Below are 19,197 nucleotides of genomic sequence, written 5' to 3'. Positions count from 1 at the left end.
GGCCCAGGCACGGCCGGGCCGCCCGCGGCGCCGCCGCCGGCGCCGGCGCCGGAGGAATCGCCCCTCCCCACCGACCCACCCCCTGATCCCGGCGCCCGCCGCGCCCTGTCGTGGCCGACACCCGCCCCCACCGACGAGCCGGACCCAAAGGACCCCGACGCAACCACCGGCACGGCTGCGGCTGAGGCCGCCGAGTCGCCCGACGGCGTGGAGCCTGGCCGTGCCGGCCTGGGAGCGCCCCCTGCCGTGGCCGCCCCCGACGTGGCCGCCGGCCCCTCAGGGCCGGCCGGCATCGCGCAGCCTGGCCGTGCCGACGTCACCGATGGCCCCGTTGGGCCGGTGGATGTGCCGGAGCCCGGCGGACCTCCTGGGCCGGAGTCCCATGCCCCTGCCATGGCGGACCCCGACGTGGCCGCCGGCCCCTCGGGGCCGGCCGGCGGCGTCGCGGCGGTTGGCCGCGCGGGCGTGATTGACCGGCCCCTTGGGCCGGTGGATGTGCCGGTGCCCGGTGGGCCTTCCGGGCCGGAGGCCCCGGGCCCGGCTCCGCCGGAGCTCTCGACCGTAGCGGAGCATGGCGTAGCGGCCGTCCCCAGAGGGCCGTCCCGAGCGGAGGCCGCAGGCGCGGGGGCCGCGGAGTCGGCCGGCGGCATCGCGGAGTCTGGCCGTGCCGGCCTGGGGGTGCCGGTGCCCGGTGGGCCCTCTGGGCCGGAGGCCCCGGGCCCGGCTCCGCCTGAGCCGCCTGCCATGGCGGACCCCGGCGAAGCCGCAGGGCCCGTTGGGCCGGTGGATGTGGCGGACCCCGGCCGGCGTCCCGGGTCGGAGGCTGGCGGGGCCGCCCTGGTCGGTGACAGCCCGGCTGGTGAAGGGCCGGAGGCCCCGGGCCCGGCTCCCGCCCCGCCGCAGGCGGCCGGTGGGGGGGAGTCGGAGGGGGACGACCGGCGGTTCAAGGTCGTGCTGAAGAACTTCGAGGGGCCGTTCGACCTCCTGCTGCAACTCATCTCGCGGCACAAGCTCGACGTCACCGAGGTCGCGCTCTCCCGTGTCACCGACGACTTCATGGCCCACATCCGGGCCATGGGCCCGGACTGGGACCTCGACCAGACCACCGAGTTCCTCGTCGTCGCCGCCACCCTCCTCGACCTCAAGGCCGCCCGGCTGCTGCCGACCGCCGAGGTCGAGGACGAGGCGGACCTCGCGCTGCTCGAGGCCCGGGACCTGCTCTTCGCCCGGCTGCTCCAGTACCGCGCCTTCAAGCGCGTCGCCGACATCTTCCAGGAGCGGCTCGCCGCCGAGGCGCTCCGGCACCCCCGCACCGTCGGGCTCGAACCGCACCACGCCGAGCTGCTGCCCGACGTCGTGATCAGCATCGGCCCGGAAGGCTTCGCCAGGCTCGCGGTCAAGGCCATGCAGCCCAAGCCCAAGCCACAGGTCTACGTCGACCACATCCACGCCCCGCTGGTCAGCGTCCGCGAGCAGGCCGAGGTGGTGATCACCAGGCTGCGCGAGCTCGGTCGCGCCAGCTTCGGCGACCTGGCGGCGGACGCCCCCGACACCCTCACCGTCGTGGCCCGCTTTCTCGCCCTCCTGGAGCTCTACCGGGAGCGGGCCGTCACCCTCGACCAGGACGAGGCACTCGGCACGCTGCTGGTCTCCTGGAGCGGCGGCGAGCCCGACCGTCCGTTGGTGACCGACGAGTTCGACCAGGAGTCCGCGCCGCCGGCGAAGGAGGAACGAGCATGAGCCAGGACCAGGGGACGACGGTCACCACGACCGGCGACGAGGACCAGGAGCCGGCCGAGCCGGGGCTCGCGCTGAAGCCGGCCCTGGAGGCCGTGCTGATGGTCGTCGACGAGCCCGCCACCGAGGAGCACCTCGCCAAGGTCCTCGGCCACCCGCGTCGCGCCGTCGCCGCCGCGCTGCGCGAGCTGGCCGACGAGTACCTCACCCAGGGCCGCGGCTTCGAGCTGCGCGTCGTCGCCGGCGGTTGGCGCTTCTACACCAGGCCCGAGTACGCCGAGGCCGTCGAACGCTTCGTGCTCGACGGCCAGCACGCCAGGCTGACCCAGGCCGCACTGGAGACGCTGGCCGTCGTCGCCTACCGGCAGCCGGTCAGTCGATCCCGGGTCTCCGCCATCCGCGGAGTGAACTGCGACGGCGTCATGCGTACCCTGCTCCAACGCGGTCTGCTGGCCGAGGCGGGCACCGAACCCGAAACAGGTGCGATCCTGTATGTGACGACGCACTACTTCCTGGAGCGGATGGGGCTGCGCGGCCTGGACGAACTGCCGGAGCTCGCGCCCTTCCTCCCCGAGGCCGAACAGGTCGAGGGGGAGAGCCAGGAGGCCGCGTCGTTCAGCTTGGACGTAGACGTAGACGCGGACGACACCGGCCCCATGCCAACCGGCCGCGCTCCCACCGACTTCCCGACGGATCACTGATGCGAAGCAGCGGCAGTAACAGCAACCGGAACTACCGGGGCGCGGGCAACAGCCGCGACGACCGGCGACAGAGCTCGGGGCGCCCGCGCCCCGAGGAGCGTCGTTACGGCCAGGGCGGCGGCCCCGGCGGCGCTCCCAAGAAGAAGCGGACGGCCCCGGCCAGGTCCCGCGAGTACGACGCGATGCTCGAGGAGCGCAACCGCGAGCGGCACAACAAGCCGGCGGTGAAGCTGCCCAAGACCTTCGGCGACGTCGAGGGCGAGCGGCTGCAGAAGGTGCTCGCCCGCGCCGGGCTCGGCTCCCGGCGGGCCTGCGAGGAGCTGATCGAGCAGGGCAGGGTCGAGGTCAACGGCAGCGTCGTGCGCTCCCAGGGCCGCCGCGTCGACCCGGACCGGGACGAGATCAAGGTCGACGGGCTGACCGTCGCCACCCAGTCCCACCTGTTCTTCGCGCTGAACAAGCCGGCCGGCGTCGTCTCCTCCATGGAGGACCCGGACGGCCGCCAGTGCCTCGGCGACTACGTGCAGAACCGCGAGACCCGGCTCTTCCACGTCGGGCGCCTCGACACCGAGACCGAGGGCCTGATCCTGCTCACCAACCACGGCGAGCTCGCCCACCGGCTCACCCACCCCCGCTACGGCGTGGTCAAGACCTACCTGGCCGCCATCCAGGGGCCCATCCCGCGCGACCTGGGCAAGCGGCTGAAGTCCGGCATCCAGCTGGAGGACGGCTACGCCAAGGCCGACAACTTCCGCGTCGTCGAGAACACCGGCAAGAACTACCTGGTCGAGGTCTCGCTCCACGAGGGCCGCAAGCACATCGTGCGCCGCATGCTCGCCGAGTCCGGTTTCCCGGTCGACAAGCTGGTCCGCACCGGCTTCGGGCCCATCGTGCTCGGCGACCAGAAGTCCGGCTGGCTGCGCCGGATGACCAACACCGAGGTCGGCCGGCTGATGAAGGAAGTCGGCCTCTAGCCGGCGCGGGGCAGCGGCGGGATTCCGGGGCGCGGTGCCTCCCGAAGGGGGCATACGCTGGGGGGATGCGCACCGCCCTCGTCATCGGCACCGGCCTGATCGGCACCTCCATCGGCCTGGCGCTCACCGCCCGCGGCGTGCGCGTGTACCTCGCCGACCAGGACCCGGACCAGCCGCGGACGGCGGCCGCGCTCGGCGCCGGCACCGAAGGACCGCCCGAGGGCCAGGTGGAGCTGGCCGTCGTCGCCGTCCCCCCGGCGCGCATCGCCCCCGCGCTGGCCGAGCTCCAGCGGCGCGGCGCCGCCCGCGCCTACGTGGACGTCGGCAGCGTCAAGGGCGGCCCGGCCAGGGAGCTGCTGGCGCTCGGCGGCGACCCGCGCAGCTACCTCGGCACCCACCCGATGGCCGGCAAGGAGCGCTCCGGGCCGCTCGCCGCCTCGGCCGACCTCTTCGAGGGCCGGCCCTGGGTGCTCACCCCCACCCCCCGGACCGAGACCGAGGTCCTGAACCTGGCGCTCGAACTGGCCTCGCTCTGCCGCGCGGTGCCCGTGGTGATGGACGCCGACGCGCACGACCGGGCCGTCGCACTCGTCTCGCACACCCCGCAACTCGTGTCCAGCCTGGTCGCCGCCCGCCTGGAGAGCGCCGAGGAGACCACCGTCCGGCTCTGCGGGCAGGGCATCAGGGACGTCACCAGGATCGCCGCCTCCGAGCCGCGGATGTGGCTCGACATCCTCTCCGCCAACCCGGGTCCGGTGGCCGACGTGCTCGCCGAGGTCGCCACCGACCTGGACGAGACCGTCCGCGCCCTGCGCGCCCTGGAGTCGGCCGACGAGGCCAAGCGGTCCGCCGGCGCCGCCGGCGTCGAGGCCGTGCTGCGGCGCGGCAACGCCGGCCGGGAGCGGGTGCCTGGCAAGCACGGCACCGCGCCCGCCGTGTACGAGTCGGTGGCCGTCCACATCAGCGACCGTCCAGGTGAGCTGGCCCGGATCTTCGCCGACGCCGGCCGGGCCGGCGTCAACGTCGAGGACGTCAGGATCGAGCACGCGACCGGCCAGCAGGCCGGCCTGGTCGAGCTGACCGTGGTGCCGGAGGCCGCCCCGGTGCTGATCGCGGCGCTGCGCGAGCGCGGCTGGTCGATCCGCGGCTGACCCCGTCCCGCCATGGGCGCGTGACGGGCACCCGCGGCGTGCCGGTACCCTTCTCCACCGGGGGTATCGCGCTGTGGGAACGCCTCGGACCGCCGCCCCCCGCTCTCCCCTCGCGCTCCGCCGCACCGGGGACCGCCCTCAGCCCGCTCCAGAAAGGTGCGCACCGCCGTGACTGCAACCCCCGTCATCGTCGCCATCGATGGCCCAGCCGGCACGGGCAAGTCCAGCACCTCCAAGGCCGTCGCCACCCGACTCGGCCTCGGCTTCCTGGACACCGGCGCGCAGTACCGTGCCATGACCTGGTGGATGCTCAGCCACGGCGTCGACGTCGCCGACCCGGCCAAGGTGGCCGCCGCGGCGACCGAGCCGGCCATCGTCTCCGGCACCGACCCGCAGGGCCCCACCATCACCGTGGACGGCGAGGACGTCGCCGGGCCCATCAGGACCCAGGAGGTCAGCGCCGCCGTCAGCGCCGTCAGCGCGGTGCCCGAGGTGCGCTCGGTGATCACCGAGCTGCAGCGGTCCATCGCCGCCGCCGCGCCGAGCGGCCTGGTGGCCGAGGGCCGCGACATCGGCACCACCGTGCTGCCCGACGCCGACGTCAAGATCTTCCTCACCGCCTCGCCCGAGGTCAGGGCCGCCCGCCGCAGCGCCGAGCTGAAGGGCAAGGACGCGGCCGGCCTCAAGGCCACCAGGGAGGCGCTGCTCAAGCGGGACGCCGCCGACTCGGCGCGCAAGGCGTCCCCGCTGGCCAAGGCGGCCGACGCGATCGAGGTCGACACCTCGGACCTGACCCTGGAGCAGGTCGTCGAGTGCGTGGTCACCCTGATCGAGGAGCGCAGGCGGCGGTGAGCGACACCGGCGCCCGGGGCCCGGCGGTCGGCCGCCGCATCGCCATCGGCCTCATGTACGGCGGCTGGCGGCCCCGCGCCCTCGGCACCTGGCGGGTGCCGGCGGCCGGCCCGATCATCCTGGCCGGCAACCACGCCCACAACCTCGACGGCGGGATGATCATGGCCACCTCGCCGCGGCCGGTGCGCTTCCTGGTGAAGAAGGAGGCGTTCGTCGGCCCGGTCGCCTCCTTCCTGCGCTCCGTCGGCCAGCTGAAGGTGGATCGGGACGGCGCCGACCGGGCGGCCGTCGGCGAGGCGCTGGCCGTCCTCGAGGGCGGCGAGGCGCTCGGCATCTTCCCCGAAGGCACCCGCGGCGAGGGCGACTTCACCGCGATGCGGGCCGGCCTCGCCTACTTCGCGCTGCGCTCCGCCGCGCCGATCGTGCCGGTGGCGGTGCTCGGCAGCAACGAGGACCGCAGCCGGCTGATCCCGGCGTTCCCGCCACTGCGCCGGCGGATCGACGTCGTCTACGGCGACCCGTTCACGCCGGCCCAGGCCGGCGGCCGCCGCACCAGGGCCGCACTCGACGAGGCCACCCTCGCCATACAGGAGCGCCTGGCGGCGCACCTCAAGGAAGCCCGACGGCTCACCGGCCGCTAGGGCGCCCGGCACCTGAGCGACACTGGTGTGATGGGCGCCGGTCCCGCGCGCCCCACCCGGTCCCGAACCGCCGCCCCCCGCGGCGAACGACGACACTCCACGAGGTACAGACTCCATGACCGACCAGAACCACCCAGGCGCCGCGGACGCGGACCGGCACGGTGCGCTCGGCGACGCCGAGTACGCGGAGTTCATGGAGCTCGCCACCGGTGAGGGCTTCGAGGCCGACGAGATCGCCAGCGAGCTCGCCGCGGCCGGCAGCGGGCCGCTGCCGGTGCTCGCCGTCGTCGGCCGGCCGAACGTCGGCAAGTCGACACTGGTGAACCGGATCATCGGCCGCCGCGAGGCCGTCGTCGAGGACAAGCCCGGCGTCACCAGGGACCGGGTCAGCTACGAGGCCGAGTGGGCCGGCCGCCGCTTCAAGGTCGTCGACACCGGCGGCTGGGAGCAGGACGTCCTCGGCATCCACGCCTCGGTGGCCGCCCAGGCCGAGTTCGCCATCGACGCGGCCGACGCCGTCGTGATGGTGGTGGACGCCAAGGTCGGCGCCACCGACACCGACGACGCCGTGGTCAAGCTGCTGCGCCGCTCGGGCAAGCCGGTGGTGCTGTGCGCCAACAAGGTGGACGGCCCCTCGCAGGAGGCCGAGGCCGCCTACCTGTGGAACCTCGGCATCGGCGAGCCCTACCCGGTCTCCGCGCTGCACGGCCGCGGCACCGGCGACATGCTGGACGCGGTGCTTCGCGTGATGCCCGAGGCACCCCTCCAGACCTTCGGCACCGCCCTGGGCGGGCCGCGCCGGGTGGCCCTGATCGGCCGGCCCAACGTCGGCAAGTCCTCCCTGCTGAACAAGGTGGCGGGGGAGGAGCGGGTGGTCGTCGACGAACTCGCCGGCACCACCAGGGACCCGGTGGACGAGCTGATCGAACTCGGCGGCCAGACCTGGCGCTTCGTCGACACGGCCGGCATCAGGCGGCGAGTGCAGGACGGCGTCGACTACTACGCCTCGCTGCGGACGGCCGCGGCCCTCGAGAAGGCCGAGGTGGCCGTCGTGCTGATCGACGTCACCGAGCCGATCAGCGTCCAGGACACCCGCATCATCACCATGGCCGTGGAGGCCGGGCGGGCGCTGGTGATCGCCTACAACAAGTGGGACCAGCTGGACGACGAGCGCCGCTTCTACCTGGAGCGGGAGATCGAGCAGGACCTGGTGCAGGTGCAGTGGGCCCCCCGGGTCAACGTCTCGGCGCGCACCGGCCGGCACATGGAGAAGCTGGTGCCCGGCATCGAGACGGCGCTGGCCGGCTGGGAGAGCCGGGTGCCGACGGGCAAGCTCAACGCGTTCCTCGGCGAACTCGTCGCCTCGAACCCGCACCCGGTGCGGGGCGGCAAGCAGCCGCGAATCCTGTTCGGCACCCAGGCCGGCACCAGGCCGCCCCGGTTCGTCCTGTTCGCCTCTGGCTTCCTCGAGGCCGGCTACCGCCGCTTCATCGAGCGACGGCTCCGCGAGGAGTTCGGCTTCGAGGGCACGCCGGTGCACATCTCCGTGCGAGTGCGGGAGAAGCGGGGCCGGAAGAAGTAGGCCGAAGGGCCCGCCGGTTACAGACTCCCGGGCGGCAGCGCCGCCGGAGTCGGATGCACGACGGGCACATACCCGTAGACGGGCGGCGCGAGTTCGTGGTGCCGCCCGTAGTCGCGCCAACCGCCGGCCCCCGCGCCGTGGATGGGGCGGATCCTGCTGAACCCCACGAACCGCAGCTCCTCCTCGCCGGTGCGGTCGCCGGGCAACGCCCGGAAGAGCCGGCGGTATTCGGCGCACAGGGAGTCGTAGATCGGGGTAGCCGAGCCGCCCGGCGGCTGGTCGTAGGCCGAACGCATCCCCGGAATCGGCGCGGGACGAGCGTGCTGCGGACGCGAGGCTTCATAAGTGTGCACGCCCCTCCAACGAGCGACCCACCCACCGGATGCGGTCCAACCGGGCACACCTGCGGGGTGCGCCTGCCGGGGCCCGGCTCGAAGGCCACCGATGGTGGTCCGGCCGCCGCGATGCGATGCCGCTTCGCGGCCGATGGCCCGTGGCCCGCAGGCCACGGCCGCCGGCACCCACCGGCCGCGGAGCCTGCGCCGCAGGCGCTCCGGTCCGGGGCCCGGTGGGGCGCTCCGCGCCGGCTGGTCGTCCGGGCCCGCGCCACGCGCTGTGGCCGTGGCGCTCGCACCGTAGGTGCCCCGCCCGGTGTGGTGGCCCCGCGCCGCCGGCGGCCGCGCCGCTTCGCGGCGGCGGTGCGGCCATGTGCCCGCACCGCAGGTAGCCCGTCCGGGCGCCGGTGGGGCGGCGCTCCGCGCCGCTTCGCGGCCGGTGGACTGCGGCCGCCAGGGGGCGTGTTCCGTGGTGCCGCCGCGTGGGTGCGGAGCCTGCGCCGCTTCGCGGCTCCGCAGGGCGCGTGCCCCGTGCCGTGGAGCCGACACCGCGGGTGTCCTGGCCCGATGGGGCGGCCCGCGCCGTTCTGCGCTCCGGGCCTGGAGCCGGCTGCGCGCCGTTTCGCGGCCCCGGCGGGGCGCGTGCACTGTGCCCACGTGCTCCGGCGGTGGCGCTCGCACCGCAAGCGCCCTGGCCCGGTGGGGCGCGCTCCGCGCCGCTTCGCGGCCTGGGGGCACAGCCGCCGGCGGCCGTGCCCACCCGGGCGTGTGTTCCGTCGTGCCGCAGCGTGGGCGCGGAGCTTGCGCCGCAGGCCCTCCCGGCCGGGGGCCCTCCGCGCCGCTCTGCGGCCCGAGGGGCGTTCCGCAGGCGGAGCAGGCTGCGTCGCCTCGCCGCCCCGGTGGGACGCCCCGCGTCCATTGCCGCTTCGCGGTCCCGGTGGGGGCGCCCCGCGGCCTGGGCCGGTCGAGCCGGGCGCTCCGGGCCTGGAGCCAGCTGCGCTGCTTCATGGCCCGGGTGGGGTGCCCCGCGGCCTCCGGCCGGGCCGCTTCGCGCACGCCAAGTGCCCCGGTACGGGATCCGGTGGGGCGCCCCGTTCCTCCGGCGGCTGCGCCGCTTTGCGGCCCCGGTGGGGCGCCCCGCGTCCATCGCCGCTCCGCTTCGCAGCCCGAGGGCCGCGCCGTAGGCGCTCCCGGGCCGGTGTCGGTCGCACCGCGTGCCCCGCGCTCCGGCCGGGGTGCTCGCACCGCAGGCGCCCCGGGACGGGGCCCGGTAGGGCGCCCCGTGTCCTCCGGCGGATGCGTCGCTTCGCGGCCCGGGAGCGGGGCCTAGGCCCCGCTCCTCGCGGCCGGGCGGGCCGCCCCGTGGTCCGTGGGCCTGCGCCGCAGGCGCTCCTGGGGTTCTGGGGGCCGTGGCCCCCGGGAAGTCGGCCCGGAGGGGGCGTGGGGGCGGCCTGGCCGCCCCCCACACCCCGGACGGCCGGTCCGCAAAAGCCCGGCCGGCCAGGCCTACGTGCCGGCGAGCGGCATCGTCGCCGCGACCAGGAGGCCGCCGGCGGCGGCCTTCTCCAGCGCGTCGCGCAGCATGTCCTCCCGCGGTTGCTGGCCGATCGCGCCCGAGGGGGCCGCGAAGACGACCACCGTCTGCCGCTGGTTGGCGCAGGCGCGCCAGCCGTCCGTGACGGTGAGCGGCTGGTGGGCCTGCCACCAGGCGACCGGCTGGCCGCCGCCCTGCTGGCCCTGGAGGACCGCGTGCAGCTGGCCCATCGCCAGCAGCACCGACCAGCCCGGCAGCGTCGCCGGCTGTTCGGTGAGGTCGGTGACCGGCATGAAGCCGGCCTCGATCAGCAGCGGCAGGAAGTCGTCGCCCGGACCGTCGGTGCCGGGGCGGGCGATCGGGCCGGTCGGCTCGACCACGATCGCGGCGTGTAGTTCGTCGCCGACGAGGATCTGGCCACAGGTGACGCCGAGCACCGCCTGCCCGGGCGCCGGCCGCACCTCGCCGTCCGCCGCGGGGGTCGGCTGGCTCGGGCTCTCGCCGGTGATGGACTTCACGGCGCCCTTCAGCTGCTCCTCGGAGACGGAGACCACCTGGGAGGGGATGCAGGAGGCGTGGGCGAAGGCGAGCACCGCCGTCTCCTCGGCGACGAACAGCACCGTGCTGGTGCGCTCCTGCTCCGAGTTGCCAGGGGTGCGGCAGGAGGTGCAGTCGTAGCTGCTCGGCGCGTTGTCGCCGGCCAGCAGCCGTTCGGCTTCTTCGTCGCCGATCTCGGCGCGTACGTCGTCGCTGACGTCGAGCAAGGGGGACACGGTCGCTCCTCAGTTCGGGCTGCGGAAGTAGTGGACGGCCCTGAGCGCCCTGGGGCGTCAGGTGCCCCGTGCACAACGGCGGGAGCGGCGTGGGGGTCACGCCCGGGGGAAGGGCAATCGTCCCGGCGGAGGTGAAGTGCCAAAGCCATGACAATCGCTGGAGTTCACCGTCGTTCACCGCGATGGTGAATTTTCTGTGCGCGTGTAATCGGTCCTGCGGCTCCGGAAAGCGGCCGCGGAAAACCTCGCCGGCGAATGGCGAACGGAAATTCGGTGGGGTCCGTTCGGTGTCGCCAATTACGCGAGAGGCCCGTTACGCCGAACAGGTCGCGCGGGCGGGCGCTGTGACACAAGCGTGACAGTTCCCGGATCCGGCCCTGACCTTCGGGGGTGTCGGCGGCCGCCGCCAGGTCGTACGGTGGGCCGCATGTCACCTCTACCCCAGCAGCCCCAGACCCCCGACGACCGGCCCGAGGAGTACGTGGGCCTCGCGGCCGACGCCGCCGAGCGGCAGGCCAGGGGGCGCGGCTGGTCCACGGTGCGCACGCTCCCGCCGGACGCGATCGTCACCATGGAGTTCATGGCGGGCCGCCTCAACCTCGCCGTGCGCGACGGCCGGGTCGTGCGCTGCTGGAAGGGCTGACTCAGCGGCTGCCGAGGGCCCTGGCCGGCGGGTGGTCGGGGCGGCCGCCAGGGTGCGCCCGGCTCGGGATCCGCGGCCTGAACTTCGCGGGGCGCGGCGCCGTGCCGGCCCGCGCGGCCACGCCGGGAACCGGGTCGCCGTGCGTCAGCGGCTCGTCGCCCGACACCACGACCGCGGCCGGCACCGGCAGCGGTGTCGGTTCGAGCCGGCGGGGCGGCAGGCCTGAGCCGAAGGCGCCCGCGACGCCGAACACCCGGTCCCGCACGGCGAGCAGCAGGGTGTCCACCCGGTTGATCAGCGGCTCGCACCACGGCAGCGCCAGCAGGATCAGCAGCCCGGCCGCCCAGCCGAGCAGCACGTCGCTGACCCAGTGGGTGCCCAGGTAGACGGTGGTGGCGCCGACGCCGAGCGCGCAGAAGGCCGCGATCACCGAAAGGCTGCGCCGCGCGCGCGGGGTGGTGGCCAGATAGGCCAGGATCCCCCAGGTCACGACCGCGTTGGCGGTGTGTCCCGACGGAAATATATCGCCGGTCAGGAACATCTCGTTCGAGCCCATGACCGTCGCGTAGTGCGGTCCTTCGCGGCCCATGCCCAGCTTGGCGGCGCCGACCGTGACGTTCAGCAGCAGCAGCGAGCAGGCCATCACCAGCAGGGGCCGCAGCGTGCGCTGCCGCCACGAGCGCCAGCCGAGCCAGGCGGCGACCAGGGCCGCCGTGGGCCCACGCTGACCGAGCACCACGAAGTAGTCGAGGAAGGCGTGCAGCTCGGGCCACTGCTTGTACGGCCTGAAGAGCATCACCTGCCAGTCGAGGCGGACGAGCCAGGACGTGGTGAGCACCGCCGCCACGATGGCCACGTAGAAGCCCAGCGTGGCCCACAGGAGCGCCGCACGCGTGCGGCTCATCTCGGGAACCGGCATGCTGGGCGGCTGTGGCTCCTGTTCGAGGCGGGCTAGGAGTCGGTCGGTACGCACTTTTTCAAGATTACAGCCCGTGATAGCAGGCTTCCTGCCCGCCCCGGTCTTCGTAATGGCGATGTGATGTGCCGCCAGCCTTTTCACCCGCCAAGGATCATTCGCTTCGTCGAATGCGCGGGCGTTGGGAATTGACGCCCCGGATATTTTCGACGTGGTCGGCTCATCGTTTCTTCGCGGCCCGCCGAGCGGTATTCGCGGCGCCCTCAGGTGAACGGCGGCGCGGACCTTCGGGGTTCGGTCGCCCGGCCGGGCGCGTTCGATCGTCCACGCGAGCCTGTCGTACGCTGTCTCACCGTCCTGCCCTCTCCACCGTGCCCGGTGCCTCGCGCCACCGGGATTCCCCCGCGGTGGTGAGTGGATGTCACGCGCGACACGGAGGTGCGTTGATGCCCGCGACGCCCCTGCCCGAAGCCGCTCGGGACGACGACGTCCGTCGCTGGCTCGTCCTGGTCGTGCTCTGCGTCAGCCTGCTCGTGGTGGCGGTCGACGCCACGGTGCTGCACGTCGCGGTGCCGGCCGTCAGCGAGCGGCTGCGGCCCGACGGCGTCGAGCTGCTGTGGATCGTCGACGCCTACCCGCTCGTCTGCGCCTCGCTGCTGATCCTCTTCGGCACCCTCGGCGACCGGGTGGGCCGGCGCCGGGTGCTGCTCGCCGGCTACGCCTGCTTCGGCGTCGCCTCCTTCGCCGCCGCCTACGCGCCGAGCGCCGGGGTGCTGATCGGCGCCCGGGTGCTGCTCGGCGTCGGCGGTGCCATGATCATGCCGGCGACGCTGTCCATCCTGCGCCACGTCTTCCCCGACCGCAGGGAGCGGGCGCTGGCGATCGGGATCTGGAGCGCGGTGGCCGCGGTGGGCGCCGCCCTGGGACCGCTGGTGGGCGGGCTGCTGCTCGAACACTTCTGGTGGGGTTCGGTCTTCCTCGTCAACATCCCGCTGATGGCGGTCTGTCTGCCGGTCGCCAGGCTGCTGCTGCCCGAGTCGTCGGGCGACCGCTCGGGGCCCTGGGACGTGGTCGGCGCCCTGACGGCGGCCACCGGCCTCTTCTCGTTGATCCTCGCGCTCAAGCGGATCGGCACCGGCGACCTGTTCACGCCAGGCACCGCGCTGGCCGCGGTGGCCGGCGTCGCGCTGCTCGCCTTCTTCACCCGCCGGCAGCGCCGGGCCAGCCACCCGCTGATCGACCTGGCCGCGTTCGCCAGGCCGGCCTTCGGCACCTCGGTCGGCTGCATCGTGCTCACCGTGCTCGCCCTGGTCGGCCTCGCGCTCGTCGCCGCCCAGTACCTGCAACTGGTGCTCGGGCTCTCGCCGTTGGACGCCGGGCTGCGGCTGCTGCCGATGAGCCTGGCGGCCGTCGCCGCCGGCCTCGCGGGATCCTGGCTGCTGCGGCGGCTCGGCCCGCGGCTGATGGTGGTGCTCGGCTTCTGGCTGACCGCGCTCGCCGTGGCGCAGCTCGTCGGCCTCGGCGAGGAGGACCGCCCGATCCTGATGACCCTCGGCTTCGTGATGCTCGGCTTCGGCCTGGAGACCACGCTGTTCGCGGCGTACGAGTCGATGCTCAGCGACGTGCCGGCCGCCCAGGCGGGCGGCGCCGCGGCCGTCGGCGAGACCGCCTACCAGTTCGGCGCCGGCATCGGCATCGCGCTGCTCGGCAGCCTGATGAACGCCATGTACGGGCCCGCGGTCCGCGGCCTCTCCGGGGTGAGCACGGCGGACGCCGAGGCGGCGGGGCACTCGCTCGGCGAGGCGTACACCGTGGCCGACCGGCTCGGCGGTGCCCGGGGCGAGGCGGTGCGGGACGCGGCCCGCGAGGCGTTCGTGCACGGCATGCGGCTGACCCTGGTGGCCAGCGCGGCGCTGCTGCTGCTCGGTGCCCTGGCCGCCTGCCGGCTGCCGCGCCGGCTGTACGCGACCGCCGAGGTGCCGGCGCCACAGCGGGAGCCGGATGGGCGGTCGCTCTTGCCCACCGGGGTTACCCGCCCGTAACGTCGGCGCGGTGATCGCTGACACCCCGCCACCCCTCGACCCGCCCCCGTTCGATCCGCGGGATCCCCTGGGCGTCGACGAACTCCTCGACGAGGACGACCTGGCCGTCCGCGCCACCGTCCGCCGGTGGGCGCGGGAGCGTGTGCTGCCGCACATCGCCGAGTGGTACGAGCGCGGCGAGGTGCCCGGGATCCGCGAGCTCGCCAGGGAGCTCGGCGCGCTCGGCGCCCTCGGCATGTCCCTGACGGGGTACGGCTGCGCCGGCGCGTCGGCCGTCCAGTACGGGCTTGTCTGCCTGGAGTTGGAGGCCGCCGACTCCGGGATCCGCTCGCTGGTCTCCGTGCAGGGCTCGCTGGCGATGTACGCCATCCACCGCTACGGCTCGGAGGAGCAGCGCCGCCGCTGGCTGCCGGCCATGGCCAGTGGCGAGACCATCGGCTGTTTCGCGCTGACCGAGCCCGACCACGGTTCTGATCCGGCCGGGATGCGGACCCGCGCCGAACGGGACGGCGGTGACTGGCTGTTGACCGGCCGCAAGATGTGGATCACCAACGGTTCACTGGCCGGCGTGGCGGTCGTCTGGGCCAGGACGGAGGAGGGGGTCCGGGGTTTCCTGGTGGAGGCCGGGCTGCCCGGCTTCACCGCCACCCCGATCCGCCACAAGGGCTCGCTGCGGGCCTCCGTGACCAGCGAACTGGTGCTGGACGCCGTGCGGTTGCCGGCCGACGCGGTGTTGCCTGAGGCACGCGGCCTCCGCGCCCCGCTGGGCGCCCTGAGCCACGCCCGCTACGGGATCACCTGGGGCGCGCTCGGCGCGGCCCGCAGCTGCCTGGAGACGGCCCTCGAGTACGCCGGGGTCCGCGAGCAGTTCGGCCGGCCGATCGGCGGTTTCCAGCTCACCCAGGCCAAGTTGGCCGACATGGCGGTCGAGCTGCACAAGGGCCTGCTGCTCGCCCTGCACCTGGGCCGCCGACTCGACGCCGGCCGACTGCGGCCCGAGCAGGTGAGTTTCGGCAAGCTGAACAACGTGCGCGAGGCGCTGGAGATCTGCCGCACGGCCCGCACCGTCCTGGGGGCGAACGGGATCTCCATGGAGTACCCGGTGCTGCGGCACATGGCCAACCTGGAGTCGGTGCTGACCTACGAGGGCACGAGCGAGATGCACCAGCTGGTCATCGGCAAGGCGCTGACCGGCCTCGACGCGTTCCGCTGAGGCCCGCCGCGCCGGGGCGTGGCGCCGGCGCACCGCCGCCCGGCCACGGGGGCCGGGCGGGGGGAGTGTCAACTCTGGTTGAAGAAGCCGTTGTCGGAGGTTCCGTGGCGTTCGTTGCTGACGACCTCGTACTCCGCGGGCGTCAGCAGGAAGACCCGGGTGGCCACCCGCTCGATCGAGCCGCGGAGCCCGAAGATGAGGCCGGCGGCGAAGTCCACGACGCGCTTGGCGTCGGCCGAGTCGAGCACCGTCAGGTTGATCAAGACCGGAATGCCGTCACGGAAGAGTTCACCGATGCGACGAGCGTCCCGGAAGCCGTCCGGGGTGATCATCGCGATGCGACCGCCCTGGTCGTGTGCGACCTCCGCCGCAACCCGGACCCGCGGGTCGGTGGTCCACGGCCCCGCGTTGTCGCCGGGCTCCGGACCCTCGGCGTACTCGTCGTCGTCGTAGTAACGCATCTCGCTGTCATCGACGAGGCCCAGCCAGGCACTCGCCCTCCGCACCGATCCCATGGACTCCTCCTTTCTCCTCTCGCGGCCCTGTACTCATCCGCATTCCTATCGTGGTCCATGATGCTGACAATGCGCCAAGGGGATACCCAAGCTAATCGGGTTTCGTGACGGTTCTGGTGCATTCGGCGCGGTCCGTCAGCGACACGGAGGAAGTATCCGCCCGCTGACGCAGCGTAAGGCATTCCGCTGCGCCGAACGGGTGAGGCAGGTGAGTCCGGGCTGGCCGAAACGCGTTCTTTTCAACGAGGCCGGCTGTGAGAAGACTTCGGGCAGCGCTTGTCAGGGGCATGCCCCACAGCCGGCTCCTGGCCACGCCTCACGGGTCCGTCTACCCAACGGGCCCCGGATTCCTTACTGGAGGAAGAACAAGTGAGTTTGAAGCGCACGAACCCCCACAGAGGCACGTCCCGTCGCATCCGGCTGATCGCCGCGTCGTCGGGTCTGCTGGCCGCCGCCGCCTTCGCTCTGCCGAACGCGGCCCAGGCCGAACCCGTCTCCACCTTCAGCGCGGCCCAGCTGACCGCGGCGAGCAACGCGGTGCTCGACGCCGACGTGGCCGGCACGGCGTGGACGGTCGACAAGGCGACGAACCGCGTTGTCGTCACCGCCGACGAGACCGTCACCGGCGCCGAGATCGCCGAGATCAGGCAGGCCGCCGGCACGCTCGGCAGCGCCATCTCCGTGGAGCGCACGGAGGGCGCCCTCCAGAGCTACATCGCCGGCGGCGACGCCATCTACGCCTCCCTCGGTTGGCGCTGCTCGCTTGGCTTCAACGTCAACATCGGCGGGACGGCCTACGCCCTGACCGCCGGGCACTGCACCGACGGCAATCCGGGCTGGTACACCAACTCGGGCCTGTCCACCTCGATCGGCGCGACCGCCGGCAGCAGCTTCCCGGGCAACGACTACGGCATCATCCGGGTCAGCAACACCTCGCTGCCCCGGCCGAGCTCGGTCAACCTGTACAACGGGACCACGCGGGCCATCACCGGCGCGGCCAACGCCACCAACGGCCTGTCCGTGCAGCGCAGCGGCTCCACCACCGGCCTGCGCGGCGGCTCCGTCACCGGTCTCAACTACACCGTCAACTACGGCGGCGGCGACATCGTGTCCGGTCTGATCCGGACCAACGTGTGCGCCGAGCCCGGCGACAGCGGTGGCCCGCTGTTCTCGGGCAACACCGCCATCGGCCTGACCTCGGGCGGCAGCGGCAACTGCTCCTCCGGGGGTACGACGTACTTCCAGCCGGTCGTCGAGGCCCTGAACGCCTACGGCGCGTCCATCGGGTGACCCGGGCGCCGGCGGGTGACCGCCGGCGCGCACCGACTGCCCCCGTCCGGCCTCGCCGGGCGGGGGCAGTCTGCTGTCCTGGCCCGGTCGGCGCCGCCGCCGTGGTGGGGCCGTCCCGGTTCCGCATGGGCCCGTTGGGGGGCTCCCCGGCCGCCTCCACCCCTCCCGCCCGGCGCTCGGCCCTCCGGCCCGCGGGGTTCCCCCCTCCCGCCGCTCCACGGCCTTCCCCCGGCCGTGTTCCGGCCGGCTTCCCGCAACCCGGCCGTGCCGCCGGGGTGTTGGCCGCTGCGGCGCGGCGGGCGGCCCTCGTGCGGCTCTCGTGTGGCCCATCTCACGCGTGCGTGGCTCGAAATATCAACATCCCGGGACGATGTGGAGCCAGGGGGGTCGATTTTCAGACAGGTCTAGTCCTCATATGTTCGTCACGTCCGGGCGCGGGGCCGCTACGTCCGTGCGTACGAGCCGTCCCCGGTAGGGGGAGTGCTGTGGGTCCCGGGCGGCAAAGCGCGGAGTGTTGCGGATGGTTTACGCGCATTACGCATGCCGGTGTGATCGTATGGTCGGGGCAAGATCTGGGCCTTGCGCCGTTCGGCGGGGGCTGGGAATACTCGCCAGCACCGCTTGGCATGGACGGTTCGACCCCTACGGGGTGGCCAGGTCTGTGCCCTCTCTCCGGAGCAGAGTGCTCCAACCCCCACAGGAGGAAAAGAGCGTGACACACCGACGTACGTCCAACCGTCGCCTCATGGCAGCCGCCGCCGGCATCGTCGCCCTCGCAGCCGGAACGTTCGCTGTCGCACAGGCGAACGCGACCCCCACCGCACCGGACGAGGTCATCCCCAACGTGCTGACGTCCCTTCAGGCGGGCGAACTCGCCGCCCACCTCACCGGACAGCTCGACGAGGCCGTCGCCGGCTCGTACTACGACGCGGACGCCGGCACCCTGGTGGTGAACGTGGTGGACGAGTCGGCCAGGGCGGCCGTCGAGGACTCGGGCGCCGCAGCCAGGATGGCCCGCTACTCGCTCGCCGAGCTGGCCGACGTGCGGTCCGAGGTCTCCGAGTTCGCCGTGCCGGGCACCGCCTGGACGGTCGACCCGGTGACCAACTCCGTCAGGGTCACCGTCGACGAGACGGTCCAGGGCGACGCGTTGGCCGTGGTCGAGGACTCGGTCGCCGGGCTCGGCGACGCCGCGACGTTCGAGACGGTCGCCGGCCAGTTCGAGCCCTTCGTCGCCGGCGGCGACGCCATCTTCTCCTCAGGGGCCCGCTGCTCGCTCGGCTTCAACGTGACGACCTCCGCCGGCACGCCGGGCTTCCTCACGGCCGGGCACTGCGGCGAGGTCGGCAGCACCTGGTCGGACGCCGCCGGCGGGGCGACCGTCGGGACCATGAGCCAGAGCGTGTTCCCCGGCTCCGACTTCGCGCTCGTGGAGTACGAGGGCCAGGTCGACGGCCCGAGCGAGGTCAACCTCTACGACGGCACGGCCCAGGAGATCACCGGCGCCGCCGAGGCCGTGGTCGGCCAGGAGGTGCAGCGCAGCGGCAGCACCACCGGCCTGCACGACGGCGTCGTCACCGCCGTGGACGTCTCGGTGAGCTACCCGCAGGGCGTCGTCGAGGGCACCATCCAGACCACGGTCTGCGCCGAGCCCGGCGACAGCGGCGGCGCGCTGTTCGCCGGCGCCGAGGCGGTCGGCCTCACCTCGGGCGGCAGCGGCGACTGCACCGCGGGCGGCACGACGTTCTTCTACCCGGTGACGGACGCGCTCGCGGAGGTGGGGGCGACCCTGCCGTGACGCTGCGCGGCCGGCCGGTGGGCTGCCGCAGGTTGGTCCGCCCGCTCACCCGCCCCGAGCGGGGCGGGTGAGCGGGCGGACCTGTGGTGGCGGTCGGGGCACGAGCGGCGCCGGCCAGACGCGTTGCGCCTGGCCGGCGCGCGGGCGCTCAGTGCTGGCGCACCGGTCCGTCGGCGCCGGGCCCTGATCTGTCGGTGCCCCAGGCCGTGGGCGCTCCGCGCCGGTCCCGGCCGGCCGACGGCCGGACGCCACAGCGCTCCGACGGGGCCCACGGCTGGCCCACCGGAGCCGGGCCCGGCCGATGGCCGGAGGCCGGGCCGGGAAGGCGCTGCACGCTCGACTCGGTAGGGCGGTTCCGGCCCTACCGGCCAATGGCGCCCGCGCCGGTGGGCGGTCGGACGAGCGTGTCCGACTCGGCCGGACCACGCTCGGGTGTCGCCCCCGGCGCCGGGCGGGCGCTGCGCGCCCGGCCGCCGGCCGGGCCGCGCCGGAGGTGCCCC

16 protein-coding genes are annotated in these 19,197 nt (G+C 74.1%); 12 read left to right on the top strand and 4 right to left on the bottom strand.

Features of this window, described 5'->3' with window-relative positions:
• Positions 1-393 precede the first annotated feature (393 nt).
• From ACYVPE_RS29405 to der, 7 genes are all read left to right on the top strand, one after another.
• The gene (locus ACYVPE_RS29405) at positions 394-1,740 is read left to right on the top strand and encodes a segregation and condensation protein A (protein WP_461036775.1); all 1,347 of its coding nucleotides are present in this window, start codon (positions 394-396) and stop codon (positions 1,738-1,740) included.
• Positions 1,737-2,438 (top strand): SMC-Scp complex subunit ScpB, encoded by a 702-nt coding sequence (gene scpB, locus ACYVPE_RS29400; protein ID WP_461036774.1) that lies wholly within the window; start codon positions 1,737-1,739, stop codon positions 2,436-2,438. Before ACYVPE_RS29405 ends, scpB begins: the two co-directional genes overlap by 4 nt.
• Positions 2,438-3,412, top strand: coding sequence for a pseudouridine synthase (locus tag ACYVPE_RS29395; RefSeq protein ID WP_461036773.1), 975 nt, complete (start codon positions 2,438-2,440; stop codon positions 3,410-3,412). Before scpB ends, ACYVPE_RS29395 begins: the two co-directional genes overlap by 1 nt.
• 65 nt (positions 3,413-3,477) lie before the next feature.
• Positions 3,478-4,563 (top strand): prephenate dehydrogenase, encoded by a 1,086-nt coding sequence (locus ACYVPE_RS29390; protein WP_461036772.1) that lies wholly within the window; start codon positions 3,478-3,480, stop codon positions 4,561-4,563.
• Positions 4,564-4,731: 168 nt separating this feature from the next.
• Positions 4,732-5,415, top strand: coding sequence for a (d)CMP kinase (gene cmk, locus ACYVPE_RS29385; protein WP_461036771.1), 684 nt, complete (start codon positions 4,732-4,734; stop codon positions 5,413-5,415).
• Positions 5,416-5,468: 53 nt separating this feature from the next.
• Positions 5,469-6,056 carry a lysophospholipid acyltransferase family protein gene (locus ACYVPE_RS29380; protein ID WP_461036786.1) on the top strand — a complete coding sequence of 196 codons (588 nt, stop codon included), beginning with the start codon at positions 5,469-5,471 and terminating at the stop codon, positions 6,054-6,056.
• Positions 6,057-6,171: 115 nt separating this feature from the next.
• Positions 6,172-7,638 (top strand): ribosome biogenesis GTPase Der, encoded by a 1,467-nt coding sequence (der, locus tag ACYVPE_RS29375; protein ID WP_461036770.1) that lies wholly within the window; start codon positions 6,172-6,174, stop codon positions 7,636-7,638.
• Between the two features lie 17 nt (positions 7,639-7,655).
• On the opposite strand, the gene ACYVPE_RS29370 is transcribed toward der, so the two are convergent.
• Together ACYVPE_RS29370 and ACYVPE_RS29365 are read right to left on the bottom strand one after the other, a co-directional pair.
• Entirely contained in the window at positions 7,656-7,934 is a 279-nt protein-coding gene (locus ACYVPE_RS29370) for a hypothetical protein (protein WP_461036769.1), read from the bottom strand.
• 1,545 nt (positions 7,935-9,479) lie between these two features.
• On the bottom strand, positions 9,480-10,280 hold the full coding sequence (locus ACYVPE_RS29365) for a hypothetical protein (protein WP_461036768.1): 801 nt from the start codon (positions 10,278-10,280) through the stop codon (positions 9,480-9,482).
• 427 nt (positions 10,281-10,707) lie between these two features.
• On the opposite strand from ACYVPE_RS29365, the gene ACYVPE_RS29360 reads away from it, so the two are divergent.
• On the top strand, positions 10,708-10,923 hold the full coding sequence (locus ACYVPE_RS29360; protein WP_461036767.1) for an I78 family peptidase inhibitor: 216 nt from the start codon (positions 10,708-10,710) through the stop codon (positions 10,921-10,923).
• Between the two features lies 1 nt (position 10,924).
• On the opposite strand, the gene ACYVPE_RS29355 is transcribed toward ACYVPE_RS29360, so the two are convergent.
• A complete protein-coding gene (locus tag ACYVPE_RS29355) occupies positions 10,925-11,827 on the bottom strand; it encodes a phosphatase PAP2 family protein (RefSeq protein WP_461036766.1) in 903 nt (300 codons plus the stop codon).
• 458 nt (positions 11,828-12,285) lie between these two features.
• Here ACYVPE_RS29355 and ACYVPE_RS29350 point away from each other — a divergent pair, with 458 nt between their 5' ends.
• Both ACYVPE_RS29350 and ACYVPE_RS29345 read left to right on the top strand, forming a co-directional pair.
• Entirely contained in the window at positions 12,286-13,881 is a 1,596-nt protein-coding gene (locus tag ACYVPE_RS29350; protein WP_461036765.1) for an MFS transporter, read from the top strand.
• 13 nt (positions 13,882-13,894) lie between these two features.
• Positions 13,895-15,094, top strand: coding sequence for an acyl-CoA dehydrogenase family protein (locus tag ACYVPE_RS29345; protein WP_461036785.1), 1,200 nt, complete (start codon positions 13,895-13,897; stop codon positions 15,092-15,094).
• Positions 15,095-15,162: 68 nt separating this feature from the next.
• On the opposite strand, the gene ACYVPE_RS29340 is transcribed toward ACYVPE_RS29345, so the two are convergent.
• The gene (locus tag ACYVPE_RS29340) at positions 15,163-15,609 is read right to left on the bottom strand and encodes a cell division protein SepF (protein WP_461036764.1); all 447 of its coding nucleotides are present in this window, start codon (positions 15,607-15,609) and stop codon (positions 15,163-15,165) included.
• Positions 15,610-15,978: 369 nt separating this feature from the next.
• Here ACYVPE_RS29340 and ACYVPE_RS29335 point away from each other — a divergent pair, with 369 nt between their 5' ends.
• Together ACYVPE_RS29335 and ACYVPE_RS29330 are read left to right on the top strand one after the other, a co-directional pair.
• Positions 15,979-16,899 (top strand): S1 family peptidase, encoded by a 921-nt coding sequence (locus ACYVPE_RS29335; RefSeq protein WP_461036763.1) that lies wholly within the window; start codon positions 15,979-15,981, stop codon positions 16,897-16,899.
• A 712-nt stretch (positions 16,900-17,611) separates the two neighbouring features.
• Entirely contained in the window at positions 17,612-18,697 is a 1,086-nt protein-coding gene (locus ACYVPE_RS29330; RefSeq protein WP_461036762.1) for a S1 family peptidase, read from the top strand.
• Positions 18,698-19,197: the final 500 nt, after the last annotated feature.

It is taken from the genome of Streptomyces mayteni (assembly GCF_054783955.1).
This window is presented reverse-complemented; position numbering and strand designations above follow the sequence as displayed.